Source organism: Sphingobium sp. AS12, from assembly GCF_019097845.1.
GTDB lineage: Bacteria > Pseudomonadota > Alphaproteobacteria > Sphingomonadales > Sphingomonadaceae > Sphingobium.
This window is the reverse complement of the sequence record NZ_JAHRGM010000046.1, coordinates 217,043-234,510: the sequence shown is the minus strand read 5'-3', so window position 1 is coordinate 234,510 and position 17,468 is coordinate 217,043. Positions and strand designations below refer to the sequence as shown.

The 17,468-nt window shown below is 63.9% G+C and carries 15 protein-coding genes; 13 read left to right on the top strand and 2 right to left on the bottom strand.

From position 1 onward, the window contains the following. Positions 1-11 precede the first annotated feature (11 nt). Together KRZ98_RS17515 and KRZ98_RS17510 are read left to right on the top strand one after the other, a co-directional pair. Entirely contained in the window at positions 12-1,553 is a 1,542-nt protein-coding gene (locus KRZ98_RS17515; RefSeq protein WP_217674713.1) for a Hint domain-containing protein, read from the top strand. A gap of 57 nt (positions 1,554-1,610) precedes the next feature. Next, complete coding sequence (locus KRZ98_RS17510; RefSeq protein WP_217674712.1) at positions 1,611-3,545, top strand: sulfotransferase; 1,935 nt, start codon at positions 1,611-1,613, stop codon at positions 3,543-3,545. Between the two features lie 16 nt (positions 3,546-3,561). Here KRZ98_RS17510 and KRZ98_RS17505 read toward each other — a convergent pair whose 3' ends face one another. Further along, complete coding sequence (locus tag KRZ98_RS17505; protein WP_217674711.1) at positions 3,562-5,172, bottom strand: substrate-binding domain-containing protein; 1,611 nt, start codon at positions 5,170-5,172, stop codon at positions 3,562-3,564. 234 nt (positions 5,173-5,406) lie between these two features. Next, positions 5,407-7,095, bottom strand: coding sequence for a substrate-binding domain-containing protein (locus tag KRZ98_RS17500; RefSeq protein ID WP_217674710.1), 1,689 nt, complete (start codon positions 7,093-7,095; stop codon positions 5,407-5,409). Positions 7,096-7,728: 633 nt separating this feature from the next. On the opposite strand from KRZ98_RS17500, the gene KRZ98_RS17495 reads away from it, so the two are divergent. Genes KRZ98_RS17495 through KRZ98_RS17445 form a run of 11 tightly spaced genes read left to right on the top strand, consistent with a single transcriptional unit; the run spans position 7,729 to position 17,461 of the window. Then, positions 7,729-9,372: a GspE/PulE family protein gene (locus KRZ98_RS17495; protein ID WP_254798603.1), complete on the top strand. Its 1,644-nt coding sequence runs from the start codon at positions 7,729-7,731 to the stop codon at positions 9,370-9,372. Beyond that, positions 9,372-10,583: a type II secretion system F family protein gene (locus KRZ98_RS17490; protein WP_217674709.1), complete on the top strand. Its 1,212-nt coding sequence runs from the start codon at positions 9,372-9,374 to the stop codon at positions 10,581-10,583. The genes KRZ98_RS17495 and KRZ98_RS17490 overlap by 1 nt, the downstream gene beginning before the upstream one ends. A 14-nt stretch (positions 10,584-10,597) precedes the next feature. Next, positions 10,598-11,032, top strand: a complete 435-nt coding sequence (gene gspG / locus KRZ98_RS17485) for a type II secretion system major pseudopilin GspG (protein WP_217674708.1) — start codon at positions 10,598-10,600, stop codon at positions 11,030-11,032. Beyond that, complete coding sequence (locus KRZ98_RS17480) at positions 11,016-11,453, top strand: GspH/FimT family pseudopilin (protein WP_217674707.1); 438 nt, start codon at positions 11,016-11,018, stop codon at positions 11,451-11,453. Before gspG ends, KRZ98_RS17480 begins: the two co-directional genes overlap by 17 nt. A 2-nt stretch (positions 11,454-11,455) precedes the next feature. Beyond that, a complete protein-coding gene (locus tag KRZ98_RS17475) occupies positions 11,456-11,824 on the top strand; it encodes a type II secretion system protein (protein WP_217674706.1) in 369 nt (122 codons plus the stop codon). 3 nt (positions 11,825-11,827) lie between these two features. Next, positions 11,828-12,523: a prepilin-type N-terminal cleavage/methylation domain-containing protein gene (locus tag KRZ98_RS17470; protein WP_217674705.1), complete on the top strand. Its 696-nt coding sequence runs from the start codon at positions 11,828-11,830 to the stop codon at positions 12,521-12,523. Further along, on the top strand, positions 12,520-13,533 hold the full coding sequence (locus KRZ98_RS17465; RefSeq protein ID WP_217674704.1) for a PilN domain-containing protein: 1,014 nt from the start codon (positions 12,520-12,522) through the stop codon (positions 13,531-13,533). The genes KRZ98_RS17470 and KRZ98_RS17465 overlap by 4 nt, the downstream gene beginning before the upstream one ends. Positions 13,534-13,583: 50 nt before the next feature. Further along, entirely contained in the window at positions 13,584-14,084 is a 501-nt protein-coding gene (gene gspM, locus KRZ98_RS17460) for a type II secretion system protein GspM (RefSeq protein WP_254798602.1), read from the top strand. After that, a complete protein-coding gene (locus tag KRZ98_RS17455) occupies positions 14,044-14,547 on the top strand; it encodes a hypothetical protein (RefSeq protein ID WP_217674702.1) in 504 nt (167 codons plus the stop codon). The genes gspM and KRZ98_RS17455 overlap by 41 nt, the downstream gene beginning before the upstream one ends. A 2-nt stretch (positions 14,548-14,549) precedes the next feature. Further along, positions 14,550-16,619: a type II secretion system secretin GspD gene (gene gspD / locus KRZ98_RS17450; protein ID WP_217674701.1), complete on the top strand. Its 2,070-nt coding sequence runs from the start codon at positions 14,550-14,552 to the stop codon at positions 16,617-16,619. Next, on the top strand, positions 16,616-17,461 hold the full coding sequence (locus KRZ98_RS17445; protein ID WP_217674700.1) for a type II secretion system protein GspK: 846 nt from the start codon (positions 16,616-16,618) through the stop codon (positions 17,459-17,461). Before gspD ends, KRZ98_RS17445 begins: the two co-directional genes overlap by 4 nt. Positions 17,462-17,468: the final 7 nt, after the last annotated feature.

Genomic DNA, 17,468 nt, shown 5'->3' with positions numbered 1-17,468 from the left:
GAGAATATAGCATGGCTGACAATCCTTTCAATATCGACTCGCTCAACGGCGTTAATTTTAGCGCCGATGACGTGAAATACTTTAATAGCTCAAATACAGATGTATCAGGTGACTCTAGGATAGCCCCCATAGAAGCTAACAACCTACCTGGACTTTCCGATCCCGGTACAATTACGGTTTTAAACAATGAATATACTGCGGGGTTTCTGAATGAGGGAATTCCGCAACCGAACTATCCACAATATACTGAAGATAGATACTATCTGCCAACATTTGGGTCGATACAGTTCAGTAATTTTGTTGATGGCGACGGAAATCCAATAACTTTGTGGATCCATGGATTCACGGAGAATGGAATGGTTCTGACTACAAATCAGGACGCATATTGGTTTGCAACCTCCGGATACCCACTGACAAACCTGAATGCAGGAGGCCTTCCAGGTGGTATCGGTACGCAGGAAAGCGGTTTGGTCTTTGGTGTCTATGGAGTGGTAGACGCGGCCTCCGGAGACATTCCTGCCGGCGCAGTGGCCGTTGGCCCGGAAACAATCTTCGACAAGGATCCATCCGTTTTCTGTTTTGCGGAAGGGACGCTGATTGCGACGGCGAAAGGAAATATTCGAGTCGAGATGCTTTCGGTCGGGCATGAGGTGTTGACAGTCTCAGGCAAGGAGCGTCCGGTCAAATGGATCGGCCGAACCGTGGCTCGACCGGCGCGTCATCGCCGTCCGCATGAGGTCAATCCGGTGCGCGTGCGTGCCCATGCGTTCGGCCCAGGCCTGCCCGAGCGCGACCTCAGGCTTTCACCTGGTCACGCCATCTACGTGGACGGCGTTCTGGTTCCAGTTGCGCACCTCGTGAACGGCGCCACCATTGTCCAGGACGAGGTCGAGCAGATCCGCTACTTCCATGTCGAGCTCGATACGCATGACGTGCTGCTCGCTGAGGGCCTGCCGTGTGAGTCCTATCTCAATGACGGTAACCGGTTCTCGGCGCTCAATTCCGGCGAGTTCACGCAGCTTTATGGCCGGATCGACCCCATGAACTGGGATGATGCCTGCGCACCGATGGTGGCGGACGGCCCGCAGCTCACAGCGATCCAGCAGCGCCTCCTGGCCCGCGCCGAGGTGCTGGGCTGGGCGCGCTGCGAAGGGGCCGACCTGGTGATCGAGGCCGATGGCGTCACGATCCTTCCCGAGCACGACGAAGGCAACCGCTTCCGCTTCCGCATTCCCGCAGCGGAACGCTTGGTGCTGCGCTCGGCGAGCAGCGTGCTCGCCCATGTCATGCCCGGTATGACCGATCGCCGCCGGCTCGGCGTCGCGGTGTCTGCATTGCTGATCGACGGCGAAGCGATCGCACTCGAAAACGCGTTGTTCGGCGGCGGTTTCCATCCCACCGAGAGCCATGGCGACATGGCCTGGCGCTGGACCGATGGCGAGAGTGTCATCGGCGTCGACCATCGCCGCGCCTGCACGATCGAGATCGACGTCGCTATGGTCGCACCATCTTGGCGGCGCGAGGCGGCCACCATCTTGAGTGTGGCGGCCTGACCTGCTTTCCGGTCCGGGTTCATGCACCCGGACCGGCCCTCCTTCGGAAGTACCGGATTGCTCGACTCGTCCATCGCCTCGGAGCTCCTTCACCGCCCTGCCATCGAGCCCTGCGCGTGCGGTTCAAGCTTAGCCTTCATCCACTGCTGCGGGCTGGGTGGCGGCGAGGTCCGCACCGAGCTTCCTGAGCAGGACCAGGCACTGGCGGGCGGGCTGGAGGACGCGAAGGCCCGACGTGATCGCGAGGCGACCCGCGAGGCGGCGCTCGCTATTCTCGGGATCTCGCCGGGGCACAAGGACGCGCTCCAGGCGCTGTATGATGTCTTGCAGCACGAGCAGAAGTGGGATGCGGCAAGCGCGGTGATCGACCGGCTGGCCCGGATCCATTTCAATGACGCCGTTTCGAGGATGATCGCCGCGCAATATTTCCTGGCGCGCGGCGACATGCTGCGCGCGCAGTTCCATGCCCGCATGCTCGTCCGCCTCGCGCCCGAGGCGTTGATCTCGCACCTGACCATGGGTCGGGCTTTCCTCGCCCAGCACAACGGCAAGGCGGCCGAGCACCATTTCCGGATTGGGCTCGCGCTCCCGGCACCGCGTGGACCGGATGTGCCGCGCCGCGACATCGAGGCACATCTCGCCATCGCGTTGAGGGACCAGGGCCGGTTCGATGAAGCGCGGGCTTTGTTCGAGGTCCTTGCCGAGGACACAAAGGAGCCAACCCTGCTGCTCGCTTGGGCCAAGCTCGAGGAGTCCGATCGCAAGGTCGAGGTAGCGCTCCAGCTGCTCGAACGGGCCGAAGCGCTAGCCCCGGACCACCCCCAGCTGCCGATCGCGCGCGCGACGTTGTTCCGGCGGACCCATGAGCACGATCGCGCGCTGGCGCTGCTGGACGCGAGCGTGGGCGAAGATGGCGCTAGCAGCGGCCTGCTTGAGAAAGGCCAGATTCTCGACAGCATGGGGCGATACGACGAGGCATTCGCGACCTTCACCGCGTTAAAGGCGCGGCTGTGCGAGACGAGCGGCCACAGCTACCAGGCCGAGCGCGCCGCGAGTCTGGTCAAGGACCTGCGCGAGTTCTTCACCGAGGGCCGCAGCCGGCTGCTGCCGCGCGCAAGCCTTCGCAGCGATCACCCCCAGCCGATCTTCATCGTCGGCTTCCCGCGCTCGGGAACGACGCTGATCGAGCAGACGTTGAGCGCTCATCCCGACATTGCCGCCGGCGATGAACTGCCGATCATAGGTCAACTTGCCGAACGCGCGCAGAACCTGCTTGGCAGCCTGCTCACCTATCCCAAGGCACTTTCCGAGATGTGGCTTGGCGACCGCGCGGGCCATGTCGATTCCCTGCGCGATCTCTATCTCAATGAAGCGGTTCGGTTCGGCGCGGTGGATCCCGCCAAGCGCTGGTTCACCGACAAAATGCCGCTCAACGAGACGCATCTGGGGCTGATCCATATCCTGTTCCCGCAGTCGCCGATCGTGCACCTTGTCCGCCACCCGCTTGACGTGGTGCTTTCGGTCTTCTCAAACGGGCTGACACACGGGTTTCACTGCGCCTACGCGCTCGAAAGCGCCGCGCGCCATTACGCGTTGATCGCCGAGCTGATAGCGCATTATCACACTGCGCTGCCGCTGAACTACCGCGCGGTGCGCTACGAGGAGTTGGTTGCTGATCAGGAAGGCGAGGTGCGCAGCCTGCTCGACTTCCTCGGCGTGCCGTTCGTTCCGGCAACGCTCGCCTTTCACGAGAATGCCCGCTATGCGCGCACGGCGAGCTACGCTCAGGTCACCGAGCCAATCTACACCCGCTCGGTCCACCGCTACCGCAACTATCTGAAACATCTCGAGCCGGTAATCCCGATCCTCATGCCGGCGATCCAGCGGCTGGGATATGCGATTGAAACTGACCGTCACTCCGCGCCGTCGGATGATCGCATAAAGAGCAAAGCAAAACTAATAGCCCCGGATTGCTCCGGGGCTACCAAGTGAAGCTTGCCGTTTTAGTTTACATGCCCGGCTGGGTCTCTCCGGGCAACGTCGAGACGTTGCAATGGTCGGGGGTGGGACCGGCCGCTTCCATCCAAAGGTCGAGGTTGCCGAGGCGCTGACCATTCGACATCTGGTTGGAGTTCAAGATGAACGTCTGGTTGACTGCGTTCCGCCACGGGGTCGGCAGGGCACCGATGTTCGACTGGGCCATGAGACCAGTCGTGGCGTTGATGAACCGATCATCGGGAATCCCGATGTTGAGCTCGAGCCACTTGCGAATGCTCGGATAGTTCGTCGGCTTATAGCAGGTGTGGAGGAGCATCTGGCTTGTTCCCGTAATCGGGTAGCCGGTGTGAGCTGCGGGCATGCTCGAGAGCACCTTGTACCAGGACAGTGGATTGGCTCGCGCCATCGTGATCCCATCGCGCACATCGGTGCCGAAGTTAAAGAATGAACCAGTGCTGCTGGACTCCGGCGGAAGCACCGGATTGAGGTTGGCCGTCGCTGCCGCTGCACTCGGCAGATGCCAAGTTCCCGGAGCGCTGGGCCTGTTCAGGGCGGCGGCGTGCAGATTCGGGTTCCCGCTCACTGCGTTGACGATGAAGTCGGCGCCGATATAGCCGACCTTGCCATTGACCACGCGGGTCGTGCCGATATCGGGTGCCGCGGCAATGGCTGCGGCGACACGGCTGCTACCATCGGCCATCAGGAAGAGACCTGTGCCGTTGGCGCCCGGTTGCGGGTTGGATGCGAGACCACCTGGTACTGACGGGGTCGAGTTGGTAGATACATCATACCATTGATTGCCGATCATATTGGTCGTTCCGGCAACCGGAGCGGTTGAAGAGAGCGAGTAGGGCGTGTCGGCCCGCACGCTGCTGAAATCTGCGGCCCCAGCAACACGAGCGTAAGGCAGCACCTCGGCGTTGGTATCATACTTGTTGATGGGTTCGGTGAGGATGGCGTCGCAGTGCGCCTTCATGGCCCGCGTGAAGATATCCGTGGTGCCCGAGCGATCCATCCGGCCAACCAGCCGGATCGGAGCGCCAACGGTGCTCCAGCTGGTGTCAAGCGCATCCCCCAGCGACAGGTTTCCATTCGCAGTCTGGAGCACGGCATTATTCCAGTTGGTGATCGTCCCGTTGAAGATGCCGCAATAGGCCGCGCGCGGCAGACGCAATCCGCCGACATTGACACCGTTGATTTGGGTCGTACTCGCGGCGAAGGCAGGGTTCACTCGAAAGCGATACTGGTTTCCGTCCTGCGTGGCATAGACCGGGTTGTAGGCGAGCGCGACCGGCAGCACGAACTTGGGAACCTGGATTGGCTTGAGGCCATAGGACCCGACATTCATGTTGTACTGCGAGAGTTCGTTCGCCGAAGTGCCCGTCTCGGAGAAGGCGAACTGGACCGTGTCCCAGGTGGGTTGTCCGGGCAACTGGTTGGTGATTCTGCGGAAAGCTTCGCGACCGGACCCGGATCCGACCGGTAAGTACGCAATCGGAAGCCCATTGATTTCATCCCAAACGACCTCCTGAACCGCTGAGGATCCGGCCCCGTGCAGTCGTGGATCGCCATCGTTGGGTCCGGGAGTGGTTTGCGCGGAAGCAGCAGAGGCGATCGTCACGCTGGCGACTGTCGCCAGAAACGCAGAACTTATATGTTCCATTCGGAATTCCCTGGATCGGATTCGTAGCCACAGGCCTGGTAGGCTTCAACAGACGGCGAACGATCGTCACGCGGTGTCCCGGTGAGACTGGTCTTTCTGTCCTGCGAGCCAAATCGGTCCTGCAACCGGGTTGATTGAAAGAAACAGCCCCGGATTGCTCCGGGGCTGTCGAGTTGACGGTCGATATGGTGATCACATGCCCGGCTGGGTCTCTCCGGGCAGCGTGGAGACGTTGCAGTGATCCTTGCCACTGGCTGCGGCCGCTTCCATCCAAAGGTCGAGGGCCCCGAGGGTTTGACCATTTGAGACCTGGGTCGAGTTCAAGATGAACGTCTGGTTGACTGCGTTCTGCCACCGGGTCGGCAGGGCACCGATGTTCGACTGGGCCATGAGACCAGTCGTGGCGTTCGTGAACCGATCATCGGGAATCCCGATGTTGAGCTCGAGCCACTTGCGAATGCTCGGGTAGTTCGTCGGCTTGTAGCAGGTGTGGAGGAGCATGTTACTTGCTCCCGTAATCGGGTAGCCCGCGTTAGCTGCGGGCATGCCCGAGAGCACGTTGTGCCAGGACAGTGGATTGGCGCGCGCCATCGTGATCCCATTGCGCACATCGGTGCCGAAGTTGGCGAACGCACCAGAGTTATTGGACTCCGGCGGATTCACCGGATTGAGGTTGGCCGTCGCTGCCGCTGCACTCGGCAGATGCCAGGTTCCCGCAGCGCTGGGCCTGTTCAGGGCGGCGGCGTGCAGATTCGGGTTCCCGCTCACTGCGTTGACGATGAAGTCGGCGCCGATATAGCCGACCTTGCCGTTGACCACGCGGGTCGTGCCGATATCGGGTGCCGCGGCAATGGCTGCAGCGACACGGCTGCTACCATCGGCCATCAGGAAGAGACCTGTGCCGTTGGCGCCCGGAGCCGGGTTGGGGTCGAGACCACCTGGCACTGACGGGGTCGTGTTGGTTACGGGGTCGTAGTACCGATTGCCGATCGAATTGATCGGGCCGGCGAGCGGCGCGGTGGAGGTCAGCGAGTAGGGCGTATCGGCACGAACGCCGCTGAAATCTGCGGCCCCAGCAACACGAGCGTAAGGCAGCGCCTCGGCGTTGGTATCATACTTGTTGATGGGTTCGGTGAGGATGGCGTCGCAGTGCGCCTTCATGGCCCGCGTGAAGATATCCGTGGTGCCGGAGCGATCCATCCGGCCAACAAGCCGGATGGGAGCGCCAACAGTACTGAAGGTCGTGTCAGCGGGATCCCCCAACGACAGAGTTCCGTTGGCGTTGGTAAGCGCCGTGTCGTTCCAGTTGGTGATCGTCCCGTTGAAAATGCCGCAGACGATAGGGCGCGTCATGCGCAATCCGCCGACGTTGACACCGTTGATCTGGGTCGTGGCCGCGGCAAAAGCCGGGTTCACGCGAAAGCGATAGTCCGTCGATGTCGCGGTGTTGCGAGCGTAAACCGGATTGTAGGCGAGCGCGATCGGCAGCACGAACTTGGGAACCTGGATTGGCTTGAGGCCATAGGACCCGACATTCGTGTTGTATTGCGTGAGTTCGCTCGCCGATGTGCCTGACTCGGAGAAGGCGTACTGGACCGTGTCCCAGGTGGGCTGTCCGGGCAGTTGATTGGTGACGTTGCGGAAGGCTTGGCGGCCGAGCCCAGAGCCGGTCGCCAGGTACGCTGCGGCGAAATTCGGATCGCTGATCGTGGTCGCGTCGATTTCGTCCTGGACGATTTCCTGAACCGCCGTGGCGCCCGCACCATGCAGGCGAGGATCGCCATCGTTCGGGCCGGGAGTGGCAATCTGTGCCGAGGCACCAGAGGCGAGCGCCATGCTGGCGACGGACGCCAGGAAGAGCGCGGAATGGAAACGCTTCATTGGAATTCTCCTGTTCAAAGTTGGGTTTGCCGATACGTTCACTTAAAAAGGCACAGTCCAGCGTTCGCCGACCAAGTAGTCGTCGCCCCTTTCCATGCAATTTCCTGGTCACGCAAAGTCCCGGCCGCCAAATCGTAAGAACTGGCGCGGACCCTCGTTCTATACATCCGACCGGCCGGCGGCAGGATTTGCCTGTCACCGGTCCGCCGGTGCCCGAACAATCGGGCAGCTTATCCGCTAATAATAGAGGCGGATTTCGTAAGTGCCGGAAAACGACTCGATCCTTAACCGACGATGAAGTTCTATCGAGTATAAATGACATTTTTGTTATCGCGATGATGAGCAATCTATGGCGATACTAAATATATTACATCCATTACGGCTGGACATAATAAATCAATGATTCAAGCTGGGGATGTGGTGAAACTATAATGTAGCAATACTAGCATATGCGTCGTATCTATCAGTTCCGCGGAACTTAGTTCTTCCCTTTCACCAGGGACCGCCACAGGAGGCATGGGTAGCGATAGCATGTTCCGACCGGCAAATATTGGACGATCCTGGCATAAAGGTCAGGAGCCCCCGGCAGAGGAGCCGGGTCGGGACACCTCGAATCCGCAAGGATTCGAGGGGATGCTGCGCGCGCGCGCCTCGCTTTCGGAGGACAGCCTGCAGCGCGCGCTGCTGATTTGCGGCGAGACGGGCGAGCGCCTCGACTCGGTCGTGACGCGGCTCGGATTGCTGTCGGAAGACCGAGTCGCATCCGAGATGGCCGCCCATACGGGGTTGCCGGTCATCAATGGATCCGCGCTGCCGGCTCAGGCGATCGAGGGCATCGAGCTTTCGGTCGATTTCCTGCGAAAGACCCGCGCGCTCCCTGTCGCGGCCGACGCGAGCATGGTGCGGGTTGCAGTGAGCGATCCGTTCGATCCGTTCGTCGAGCAGGCCTTCCAGTTCATGTCCGGGCGGCGTGTCGAGCGGGTCATTGCGCGCGCAAGCGACATCGATGCGGCGCTAGAGCGGCTCTATCATGGCACGGGAGCGGCCGCGGACGAGGCGGACGGCGAGATCGACAGCGACGATCTCGAACGGTTGAAGGATCTGGTCAGCGACGCGCCGGTCATTCGCGCGGTCAACCGCCTCATCGCCCGCGCTTCCGACGAGCGGGCGTCGGACATCCATATAGAGCCGAACGACGATGGCCTTGCGATCCGCTTCCGGATCGATGGCATGCTGCGAGAATCGGCCAAGCTCCCGGTCGCGATGCGCGCCCCGCTGGTTTCGCGCATCAAGGTCATGGCGGGCCTCAATATCGCCGAGAGAAGGCTGCCGCAGGATGGCCGGCTGCGGATTTCGGTGCGCGGTCATGAGATCGATCTTCGTGTCGCCACGTCGCCGGGGATTCATGGCGAAAGCGTGGTGATGCGCATCCTCGACCGTTCTAAGCTTGCCCTGGATTTCGTCGCGCTGGGCTTCGATCCCGTCCTCACGGCCCGCATGCGCGAGGCCATCGCCCGTCCTCATGGCATCGTGCTGGTGACGGGTCCGACCGGTAGTGGCAAGACGACGACGCTCTATGCGGCATTGTCCGAGTTGAACGCCCCCCACCGCAAGCTTCTGACCGTCGAGGATCCGATCGAGTATCGCCTTCCGGGGGTCACCCAGGCGCAGGTCAATCCGGCGATTGGCTTCACCTTCAGCACCGCGCTTCGCTCCTTCCTGCGCCAGGACCCCGACGTGATGATGGTCGGGGAGATCCGCGACACCGAGACCGCGCAGATTGCGGTCCAGGCGGCGCTTACCGGCCATATGATTCTCTCGACATTGCACACTAACACCGCCGCTGGCGCCGTGTCGCGCCTGCTCGACATGGAGGTGGAGCCGTTCCTGCTCGGCTCGGTACTCACCGGCATTCTCGCGCAGCGGCTCGTGCGGCGGCTCTGCACGGAGTGTCGCCGTCCCTATGACGCGGCAGACGAGATTCCCGAAATACTGCGGCCGCTTCTTGATGTGTCCGGGGTGAGGCAGCTGTTCCACGCAGAGGGTTGCGAGCGCTGCGGCGGGAGCGGCTATGCCGGCCGTGTCGCCATTCTCGAATTCCTGCGGGTCGACAAGGCTGTCTCGCGCCTCATCCTTCACCGTGCTGATACGCCCGACATCCAAGCGGCCGGGGAGGCGGGCGGCATGCGCAGCCTGCTGGCCGACGGGGTCGCCAAGGCGGCAGCCGGACTCACCACGGTCGAGGAAGTGCTGCGCGTCGCGAGCGGGGACGGTTGATGGGGACCTTTCGCTACCGTGCCGTCAAGGATGACGGATCGAGCCTGGCGGGCGAGCTGGAAGCGGCCGATCGCCAGGAGGCGGTCGCAGTATTGCGGCGAGGTGGCGTCCAGCCGCTCGAGCTTGTTGCGATGCCGCCGGCGCGCGCAGGGCGTCGCCCGAAAGCGAGGGGCAGGGGCGGGGTGGCCGCCGCGATCAGTGTCGGCGAACTCTCGGTGCTTCTCGAAGCCGGGTTGCAGCTTGACCGGGCGTTGGCCCTTGCCGTCGAGAATGTCGAGGACAAGGCGGTCGCAGGGCACCTGGCGGACATCCTGCGCGACGTGCGCGAGGGCGCGCCGCTGTCGCGCGCCATGGCCCAGAAGCCCGATCTGTTCTCGCCGACCGCGGTCGCGATGGCAGAGGCGGGCGAGGCCAATGGCAGGCTCGGCGAGGCGCTTACGCGCCTCGCGGGTGCGCTCGAACAGGAAGCTGAGCTGCGACGCCTGGTCGTTTCGTCGATGATCTATCCGATCGCGTTGATCGTGATAGCGGTCGGCGTCGTTCTGCTGATGCTGCTGTTCGTCGTGCCGCAGTTCGAAAGCTTGTTCGCGAGCTCTGCGCAGAAGCTCCCGACCGCTACGGTGGTGGTCATGACCGCGAGCCGCATGCTGCGGCAATATGGCCTCCTTCTGCTCCTCGTGATGGGGGTTGGGATATTTGCGGGGGCAATAGCCTTGCGCCAGCCGGCGGTCCGGCTCGTGCGCGATCGGTTCGTGCTGCGGGTGCCGCAGCTGGGTGAATTGGTGCGGCGGATCGAAACGGCGCGGTTCGCGCGGACACTGGGCGCGCTCGTCGAGGGTGAAGTTGCGTTGCCCGCGGCGCTGGCGCTCGCGCAGCGAACGCTGTCGAACCAGATTCTCGCCGGAGCGATCGGCAAGGTCGCCGATGGCGTCAAGGAAGGCGGCGGTCTGACCGCGCCGCTGGCGGCGTCGGGCGTGCTTCCGAGGCTCGCGATCGGCTTCCTGCGCACCGGCGAGGAGACCTCGCAGCTCGGCATGATGCTCATCCGCCTCGCCGATGTGCTGGACCGGGATGTCCGCACGCGCCTCGAGCGGCTGATCGGCATTCTCACCCCCGTCATCACCGTCCTGCTCGGCGCCACCGTGGCGGCGATCATCGCGTCGATCATGTCCGCGATCCTCGGATTCAACGACGTGGCCCTGTCTTCATGAAGGGAGAAAGCAAAATGAGAAAGAACCCCGGAAAGGAAGCCACACGGGAAGCTGGATTTACGCTTCTGGAGCTTCTTGTCGTCCTTGCGATTCTCGGTCTGCTGGCCGCGATCGTCGGACCACAGGTGATCAAGTATCTCGACAGCTCGAGGTCGAAGACCGCCCAGGTCCAGGCCAAGAACGTCGTTGCCGCGCTCAACCTCTTCAAGCTCGATGCGTCGCGCTTCCCGACAGAGCAGGAGGGTATCGCAGCGCTTGTGAAGGCGCCGCCCAACCTGTCGAGCTGGAACGGGCCATATCTTCCCGACCAGTCGGCGATCGTCGATCCCTGGGGCCGACCCTATCTTCTGCGCAATCCCGGCGAGCATGGCGAGATCGATGTTTACAGCCTCGGTTCGGATGGTCAGCCCGGCGGCACCGGGGAGGCCCGGGATGTGGGGAGCTGGTGAGGGGACCGCGCCGCGGTCTCGTCCGGATCAGGGGTTCACGCTCCTGGAGGCGCTCGTCGTTCTTGCCATTCTCGCCTTGCTTTCGAGCCTGATGTTTCCCGCAGTGGGGTCCGCCTTGCGCTATCAGGCGTTTGCCGACGGAGCGATGCGCTTCGAGGCTTCGCTGCGCGCTGCGCGCGCGCAGGCGCTGCGTCGCGGGACGAGCGTCCGCTTCGCCGTGTCGCCCGACCAGCGCGATTTCGGCTTCCGTGACGCGACCGATCGATTGCCGGAGCAGGTTCGCGGCATTGCTCCGGGCGGCGCGATCACATTCTATCCTGACGGCACCGCTACGGGCGGAGAGGTGGCGGTTTCGGATCGTGTCCGGGAGCGGCGCTGGCGTGTGCGCTCGACGACCGGCGCGATCGAGCGCGTGTTGTGAGGGTGCGGCCTTCCGAGGAGGGTTTCAGCCTGATCGAGACGCTCGTTTCGCTGGCGGTGATTGCCGGCATGTCGGGTATGCTCTTCGCGGCGATCTCGGCGCATGCGCAGGCGGCGGGCCGGGTCGTGCAGAAGCGCGAGGCGATCCTGCTGGCGCGATCGCTGCTGGCGCAAGCCACAATGCCGGAGGGGCCGGGCCAGCTGGCCGACGCGGGACGCTGGCGGGATTTCTCGTGGCGGTTCACGCGCCGCACGGTCGGCGGTGGCGCCCGGGACACCACGGTGCCGCTGCAGCGAGTCAGGATCGACGTCATGGATGGGACGACAGGCCGGCGGCTCGTGAGTGTGCAGACCCTGCGGTTGAGTCAGTGAAGCGTGAGGGCGATCGCGCACTTTTCGGCCGATCGGTCGCCGGGCGAGAGTGGCTTCACCCTCATCGAATTGCTGGTCAGCCTTGCATTGCTCGGGATGGCCGCGGTCCTGCTGACGCAAGGGCTGGCGAGTGCGGGCATCATTGCCCAGCGCGAACGCGTTTCCAAGAGCAACCTCGAGCAGATCGTCACATCCCAGCGCGTTCTGCGGGCGACGATTGAGCGGTTGCGTCCAATCACACGGATCGATTCCGCCGTTCCGATAGTCGAATTGCGCGGGACCGCCGGCGTGCTGACATTCGTGGGGCCACCTTTCGACCGCGATGGGCCCGATGCATTGCAGCGGTTCCGCCTGACGCGCACCGCCAGCGGTGACCTCGTACTCTACAGCGCACACAGCCGAAAGGTCGAAATCGATCGAAGCGGGACCGATCTGGTTGGCTGGACACCCAATCGTCTGCTCTCGGGCATTCGCGATCTGTCGATCTCCTATCTGGGCCCGCCGCGCCCTGGCGCGCCGCGGGTGTGGCAGGATCGCTGGTGGGATCGTTCCACCACGCCCGAGCTCATTCGTATCCGCGTCGCTTTTGCGGAAAACGACAGGCGCATATGGCCCGACCTGCTCGTACGCCCGAGGGCGACAAGTCACGGCCCTTGTAGAATCGATGCGTTGACCGGCGAATGTGGGGAGGAGCGATGAGCGCGAAAGGCATTCTCGATGCCGACATGGCGAGCATCGGCCGTTGGCTGGCCCAAGGCGCGCGCTGGTGGGTCAGCGAGCTGGAGCAATTGCTTCCGGCGCGCCTGCGGTTTGGGCGGAGCGACGGGGTGCCTCGGCTCCTGTTCGCGGATGGCGGCCTGTCGCCTGCGACAGATAGCAAGGGCGTCCCGCGGCCCGGCGCGCGCGTCGCGATCCTCGTGCCGCGCCACCTGTGTCTCGCCCGCGTGATCGAGCGCCCGATGCTGGGTGAGCGCGACCTGCAGCGTATGGCAGCATTCGAGGGCGATAGCGTACTTCCCTTTCCCCCTGGCACGATGATCGTTGCGGCAAGGCGGATCGGGCCGGGCTCCGGGCCGTTCAAGGTTCGAGTCGAGGTCGCCGGTTTGCCCATCGATGCAGCCCGTACGATCGCACAGACGGCGCTGGACGCGAAGCTCGTTCCGCTACGAGTTGCAATGGAAGACGACACGGCGTTTGCCAGGCCGATCGATTTCGCGCCTGCAATGCGCGACGCGGGGCTCCTGCCAAGGCCGCGCAGCGCGACGCCGCTGGTGTGGGCGGCCGTGGCCTGTTTTGTAGTCATCAATATCGCGATCCTGATCTGGCAGGACGTCGCTGCGGTCGAACGCCTCGAGCGGATTGTGCAGGATCAGCAGCCGGCGGCCACGGTCGCGCAGACGATCACGCGGCGGATCGAACAGGACCGGGCGCTCGTCGCCGGTTCGCTTGCGCGGCGGCGCGACCATGACGCGCTCGCCGGACTTGCCGCCGTCAGCAAGGCGCTGCCGGAGGGTGCATGGCTTCAGCGCTACGTCTGGGACGGTCCGAGCGTGAAGTTGACGGGCTACAAGCCGCCGCGGACCGATGTGGCTGGCGCGCTACGCCGCTCGGGCGGGTTCGCCGAGGTTCGTTCGATGAACGATGATATCCAGGCGGAAGTCCCCGCCGGGGAGCCGTTCGACATCGGTGCGAAGATTGTCGGCCGATGATGCGCCCGATCTCCCCTCGCGAGCGACGCCTGGTCGCACTTCTCATCCTTATGGCGCTCATCGCCCTGGTCTGGTTCGCGATGGTGTCGCCGATTCTCGGCGGTTTTTCGGCCCGGGCGGCGCAGCGGGAGGAGTTGAGCCTGCGCTATCTCCACAATCAGCGGACGATCGCGGCTGTGCCACGCCTGCGGCGCCAAGCAGAGGAGCAGCGGCAGCGGATAGACGTTTTCGTGCTCGGCGCGGCGAATGCCGAGGCTGGGCGCGAGGCACTGAGAGACCGGCTGCAGCGTGTCGTCGAACGAGCTGGCGGCGAGGTCCGCGCGGCGATCGACGCGGAAGGCGAGCCCGGCTGGGCGCGTGCAGGCATCAGCGCGCGTATGACTCTTCCTCAGCTCACCACCACGCTGGACCAGCTCCAGAACACGCCGCCCTGGCTGGTCGTCGAGACCCTGTCGGTGGAGGCGAACGACGCACTCGTCACGGGCCAATCCTCCAGCATGGATGTTCAGCTTGAAGCTTCGATTTCGCTCCGCCCTGCCGCCGCTCGATAGAACGGCCCGGCTGCCGCTGGCGCTCGCTGCATTGCTGGCGGCGGCAATCGTGATGCAGCTCGTTTTAGTGGACGCAGTCGAGTTGCCGCCGCCCGGTCCGGTCGGGCGCGTTGGGGTGTCTGGGGCGTCGGCGTCCGATCCCGAGCGCTCCACCGGCGGGGCGGCCATTCTGGCGCGTTCGATGTTCGCGCCATCGGGCGGTCCGTCAGCTGGCAGTGGGGCGGGCGCGCTCGGCGGGATGACGATCGCCGGCTCCATCCGGATCGGGCGTTCGACATTCGCGGTCGTCCAGGGTCCGGGTAGCCGGACGTCGCGCGTGCCCGTGGGTGGCCGGATCGGCGATTGGCGGCTGAGGGCGGTTCGCGCGAGTGAGGTGCTGCTTGAACGCGGCGAAGAGAAAATCATTGTCCCATTCGGCGCAGGAACCCCCCTGCCGGCGAATGTGGCGGCCACGGGGAGTTGAAGATGAAGAGCAAGCCGCATTTGTTGTCCGGGATCGCGCTGCTGGCGCTTGTGCCCGGCGGCTGTTCGACGCGTCAGGCGCCCGTGCCGATCGAAATGCCGCCACCCCCCGCGATCATAGCGGAAGGTGAGCAGGCGGAGGCGCAGCTGCGCTCGACGATTGTCGGCGGCCAGGGGCCGGTGCCACGCCCGCCGTCAGGCGCCGCGCCGCGCCAGCCGCGTGGCGGTAATATCAGCCTCAACCTGCCCCAGGCTGACGTTCGCACCGTGGCGGCGTCGGTGCGGGAAGTGACCGGAATACCCATCGAGGTGGACTCGGGCGTCACCGGGCAGGTGACACTGGTGACGCCGGGATCCGTGGCACGCACCGAGATCATCGGTCTGTTCGAGACGGCATTGCGGGCTGCGAAACTGGCGCTGGTGCCGGTGGGCGATGGTTTTATGGTGCGGACCGAAGCCGCGGCGCAGACACCGGTCGCGCCCAATGCGGTGGGCTATGGGACGGAGGTGGTGACGCTGGAGTTCTCCAATGCCGAGGAGGTGCGCAAGGTTCTCGACAGCGCGATTCCGGGCGTGGTCTCCAATGTCGACACTGCCGGCAACCGGATCACCATCGCCGGCACCACTGGGCAGCGGAGCAGCGCGCGCGATCTGCTGAAGCAGTTCGACGTCAACTGGCTGCGCAACATGAGCTTCGGTCTCTACATTCCCGAACGAACCGATGCGCGGTTGATCGTTCCCGAGCTCGACAAGCTCATCAACGCGGAGAATGCGCCGACACGGGGGCTGGTGCGGTTGATCACAATGGAGCGGCTGAACGGCATCCTCGCGGTCAGTGCCCAAGCGCAATATCTCGAGGATGTGCGGCGATGGATCGAGATCCTCGACCGGGAAGGCGAGAGCGCCGAGAAGCGGATTTTCGTGTATCCGGTCCAGAACGGGCGCGCGCGCGATCTCGCCCGGACCCTCAACCGTGCCTATGGAAACAGTTCGGATGAGGGCAACGATGTATCCGATCCTTTCGCGTCCCCTGAGACCGATCGCGCTCCGACGGCCAAGCCGGACGCATCGCGTACAAATGGCGCCCAGGGGACGGGAGGCGACAGGTCGGCCAAACCCGAGGGATCCGCGGACGATGCGCCCCAGGCGGCGCGGTCTGGCGAGCCCGGCGGGAAGATCACCGCCGACGAGGTCAACAACGCGATCGTCGTTTACGGAACGCCGCGCGAGTATGCGATGATCGAGGACGCGTTGCGCAAGCTCGACATCGTGCCACTCCAGGTGATGATCGAAGCGGCGATCACCGAAGTAACGTTGACCGACACGCTTCGCTACGGCGTTCAATGGAGCTGGCTGACGGGCGACAGCAATTTCCGGATCACCGACGGCGCTAACATGCCAAGCGGTGCCACGCAGCCCGGCTTCAGCTACTTTCTGGCCGGCAACAGTATTTCGGCCGCGCTCAACGCCCTCGAGCAGCGAACCAATGTGAAGGTTGTTTCCGCGCCCAAGCTGGTGACGCTCAACAATCAGACAGCCGCGCTTCAGGTGGGAGATCAGGTTCCAGTTTCCGCCGGCAATGCCGTCAGCGTCGGCAATCCGGAGGCACCGATCGTCAATGCGATCGAGTATCGCGATACGGGAGTGATCTTGAGGGTGACGCCCCGCGTCAACGCTAGCGGTTCCGTGCTGCTGGACGTTTCGCAGGAGGTGAGCGATGTCAGCACAAACAGCGCGGTGTCGGGACGCGACGGGGCGATATCTTCGCCGACCATCTCGACCCGGCGGATCTCGACCTCGGTCGTGGTGCAGGACGGGCAAGTGATCGCGCTGGGCGGATTGTTCCGCGATTCCCAGTCCTTCGGCAAGAATGGGCTGCCGATCCTCTCGCGGATTCCGGTCATCGGGGGGCTGTTCGGCAATCACGACAACCGGCAGAACCGGACTGAGCTCATTGTCCTCTTGAAGCCCCAGGTCATTCGCACGCCGGATGATGGCCGGGCGGTGACCGAGGAACTGCGTGCCAAACTTCGGACGCTCGAGCCTTTCCGAACCCATGGCACGATCCCGTGAGCGATAGTGAAGACGGCTATGCGCTCGTCGCGGCGGTCGCCAGCATCGCGGTCCTCGCGGCCATGGCGCTGACCGTTCTTTCGGCAACGCGGATGGGGATCGATGAGGTGGCGGCGGAGCATGCACAGCTTCAGGCGAGCGCGGCGGCCGATGCGGGTGTGGTGCTGGCGCTGAGCGGCCTCATGGCCGGCGACGCGACGCAGCGCTGGTCGCTTGACGGTAGGGAGCACCAGCTCGCTTTCAGCGATGCGAGGTTGCGCGTGCGGATCGAGGATGAACGGGGCAAGGTGCCCATCGGTGCTCTTGACGAGCCTATGGCCACGCGACTTCTGGAGGAAGTCGGCCTGGATGGCGACAGGCTTCTGATCGCGCGGGATTCGCTGCTCGACTGGACGGACGGCGACGACGAGCCTCGGCCCTTCGGGGCGGAAAGCAGCTACTATAAGGCGGCGGGGATATTGCCGTCCAACGGCTTTCTCTCGTCGATCGAGGAGTTGGGCAGCATTCGGGGGTTCGACGTCGCGTTGGTGGAACGAATACGCCCCATCGCCACTGCATATACGGCGCTGGCGGGTTTCGATCCAAGATTTGCGCATCCGCAGGCGATTGCGGTCATGGAGGAAGGTGGCCACGTTGGAAGTCCTGCAGCCATCGACCGCGCGCGCGAGCGGTCCGGCCAGCGAACGGCGCTGGAGTTTACGGATGCGACGGATCTGGCGGGCCGGCCGCTGACAATCATTGTCGAGGCCCAGCTGCCGGATGGCGTGCGGGCACGGCGCAGGGTCGTCGTTGAAGTTACTGGTCGATCAGATCGGCCTTACCTGGTGCGGGCGTCTGATTGAACTTGGA

Excerpts from the sequence above, each read along its gene's own strand:
- KRZ98_RS17490 (WP_217674709.1), top strand. The coding sequence starts at position 9,372 with ATGGGGACCTTTCGCTACCGTGCCGTCAAGGATGACGGATCGAGCCTG.
- KRZ98_RS17495 (WP_254798603.1), top strand. The coding sequence starts at position 7,729 with ATGCTGCGCGCGCGCGCCTCGCTTTCGGAGGACAGCCTGCAGCGCGCG.
- KRZ98_RS17515 (WP_217674713.1), top strand. The coding sequence starts at position 12 with ATGGCTGACAATCCTTTCAATATCGACTCGCTCAACGGCGTTAATTTT.
- KRZ98_RS17500 (WP_217674710.1), bottom strand. The coding sequence starts at position 7,095 with ATGAAGCGTTTCCATTCCGCGCTCTTCCTGGCGTCCGTCGCCAGCATG.
- KRZ98_RS17480 (WP_217674707.1), top strand. The coding sequence starts at position 11,016 with ATGTGGGGAGCTGGTGAGGGGACCGCGCCGCGGTCTCGTCCGGATCAG.
- gspM (WP_254798602.1), top strand. The coding sequence starts at position 13,584 with ATGGCGCTCATCGCCCTGGTCTGGTTCGCGATGGTGTCGCCGATTCTC.
- gspD (WP_217674701.1), top strand. The coding sequence starts at position 14,550 with ATGAAGAGCAAGCCGCATTTGTTGTCCGGGATCGCGCTGCTGGCGCTT.
- KRZ98_RS17465 (WP_217674704.1), top strand. The coding sequence starts at position 12,520 with ATGAGCGCGAAAGGCATTCTCGATGCCGACATGGCGAGCATCGGCCGT.
- gspG (WP_217674708.1), top strand. The coding sequence starts at position 10,598 with ATGAGAAAGAACCCCGGAAAGGAAGCCACACGGGAAGCTGGATTTACG.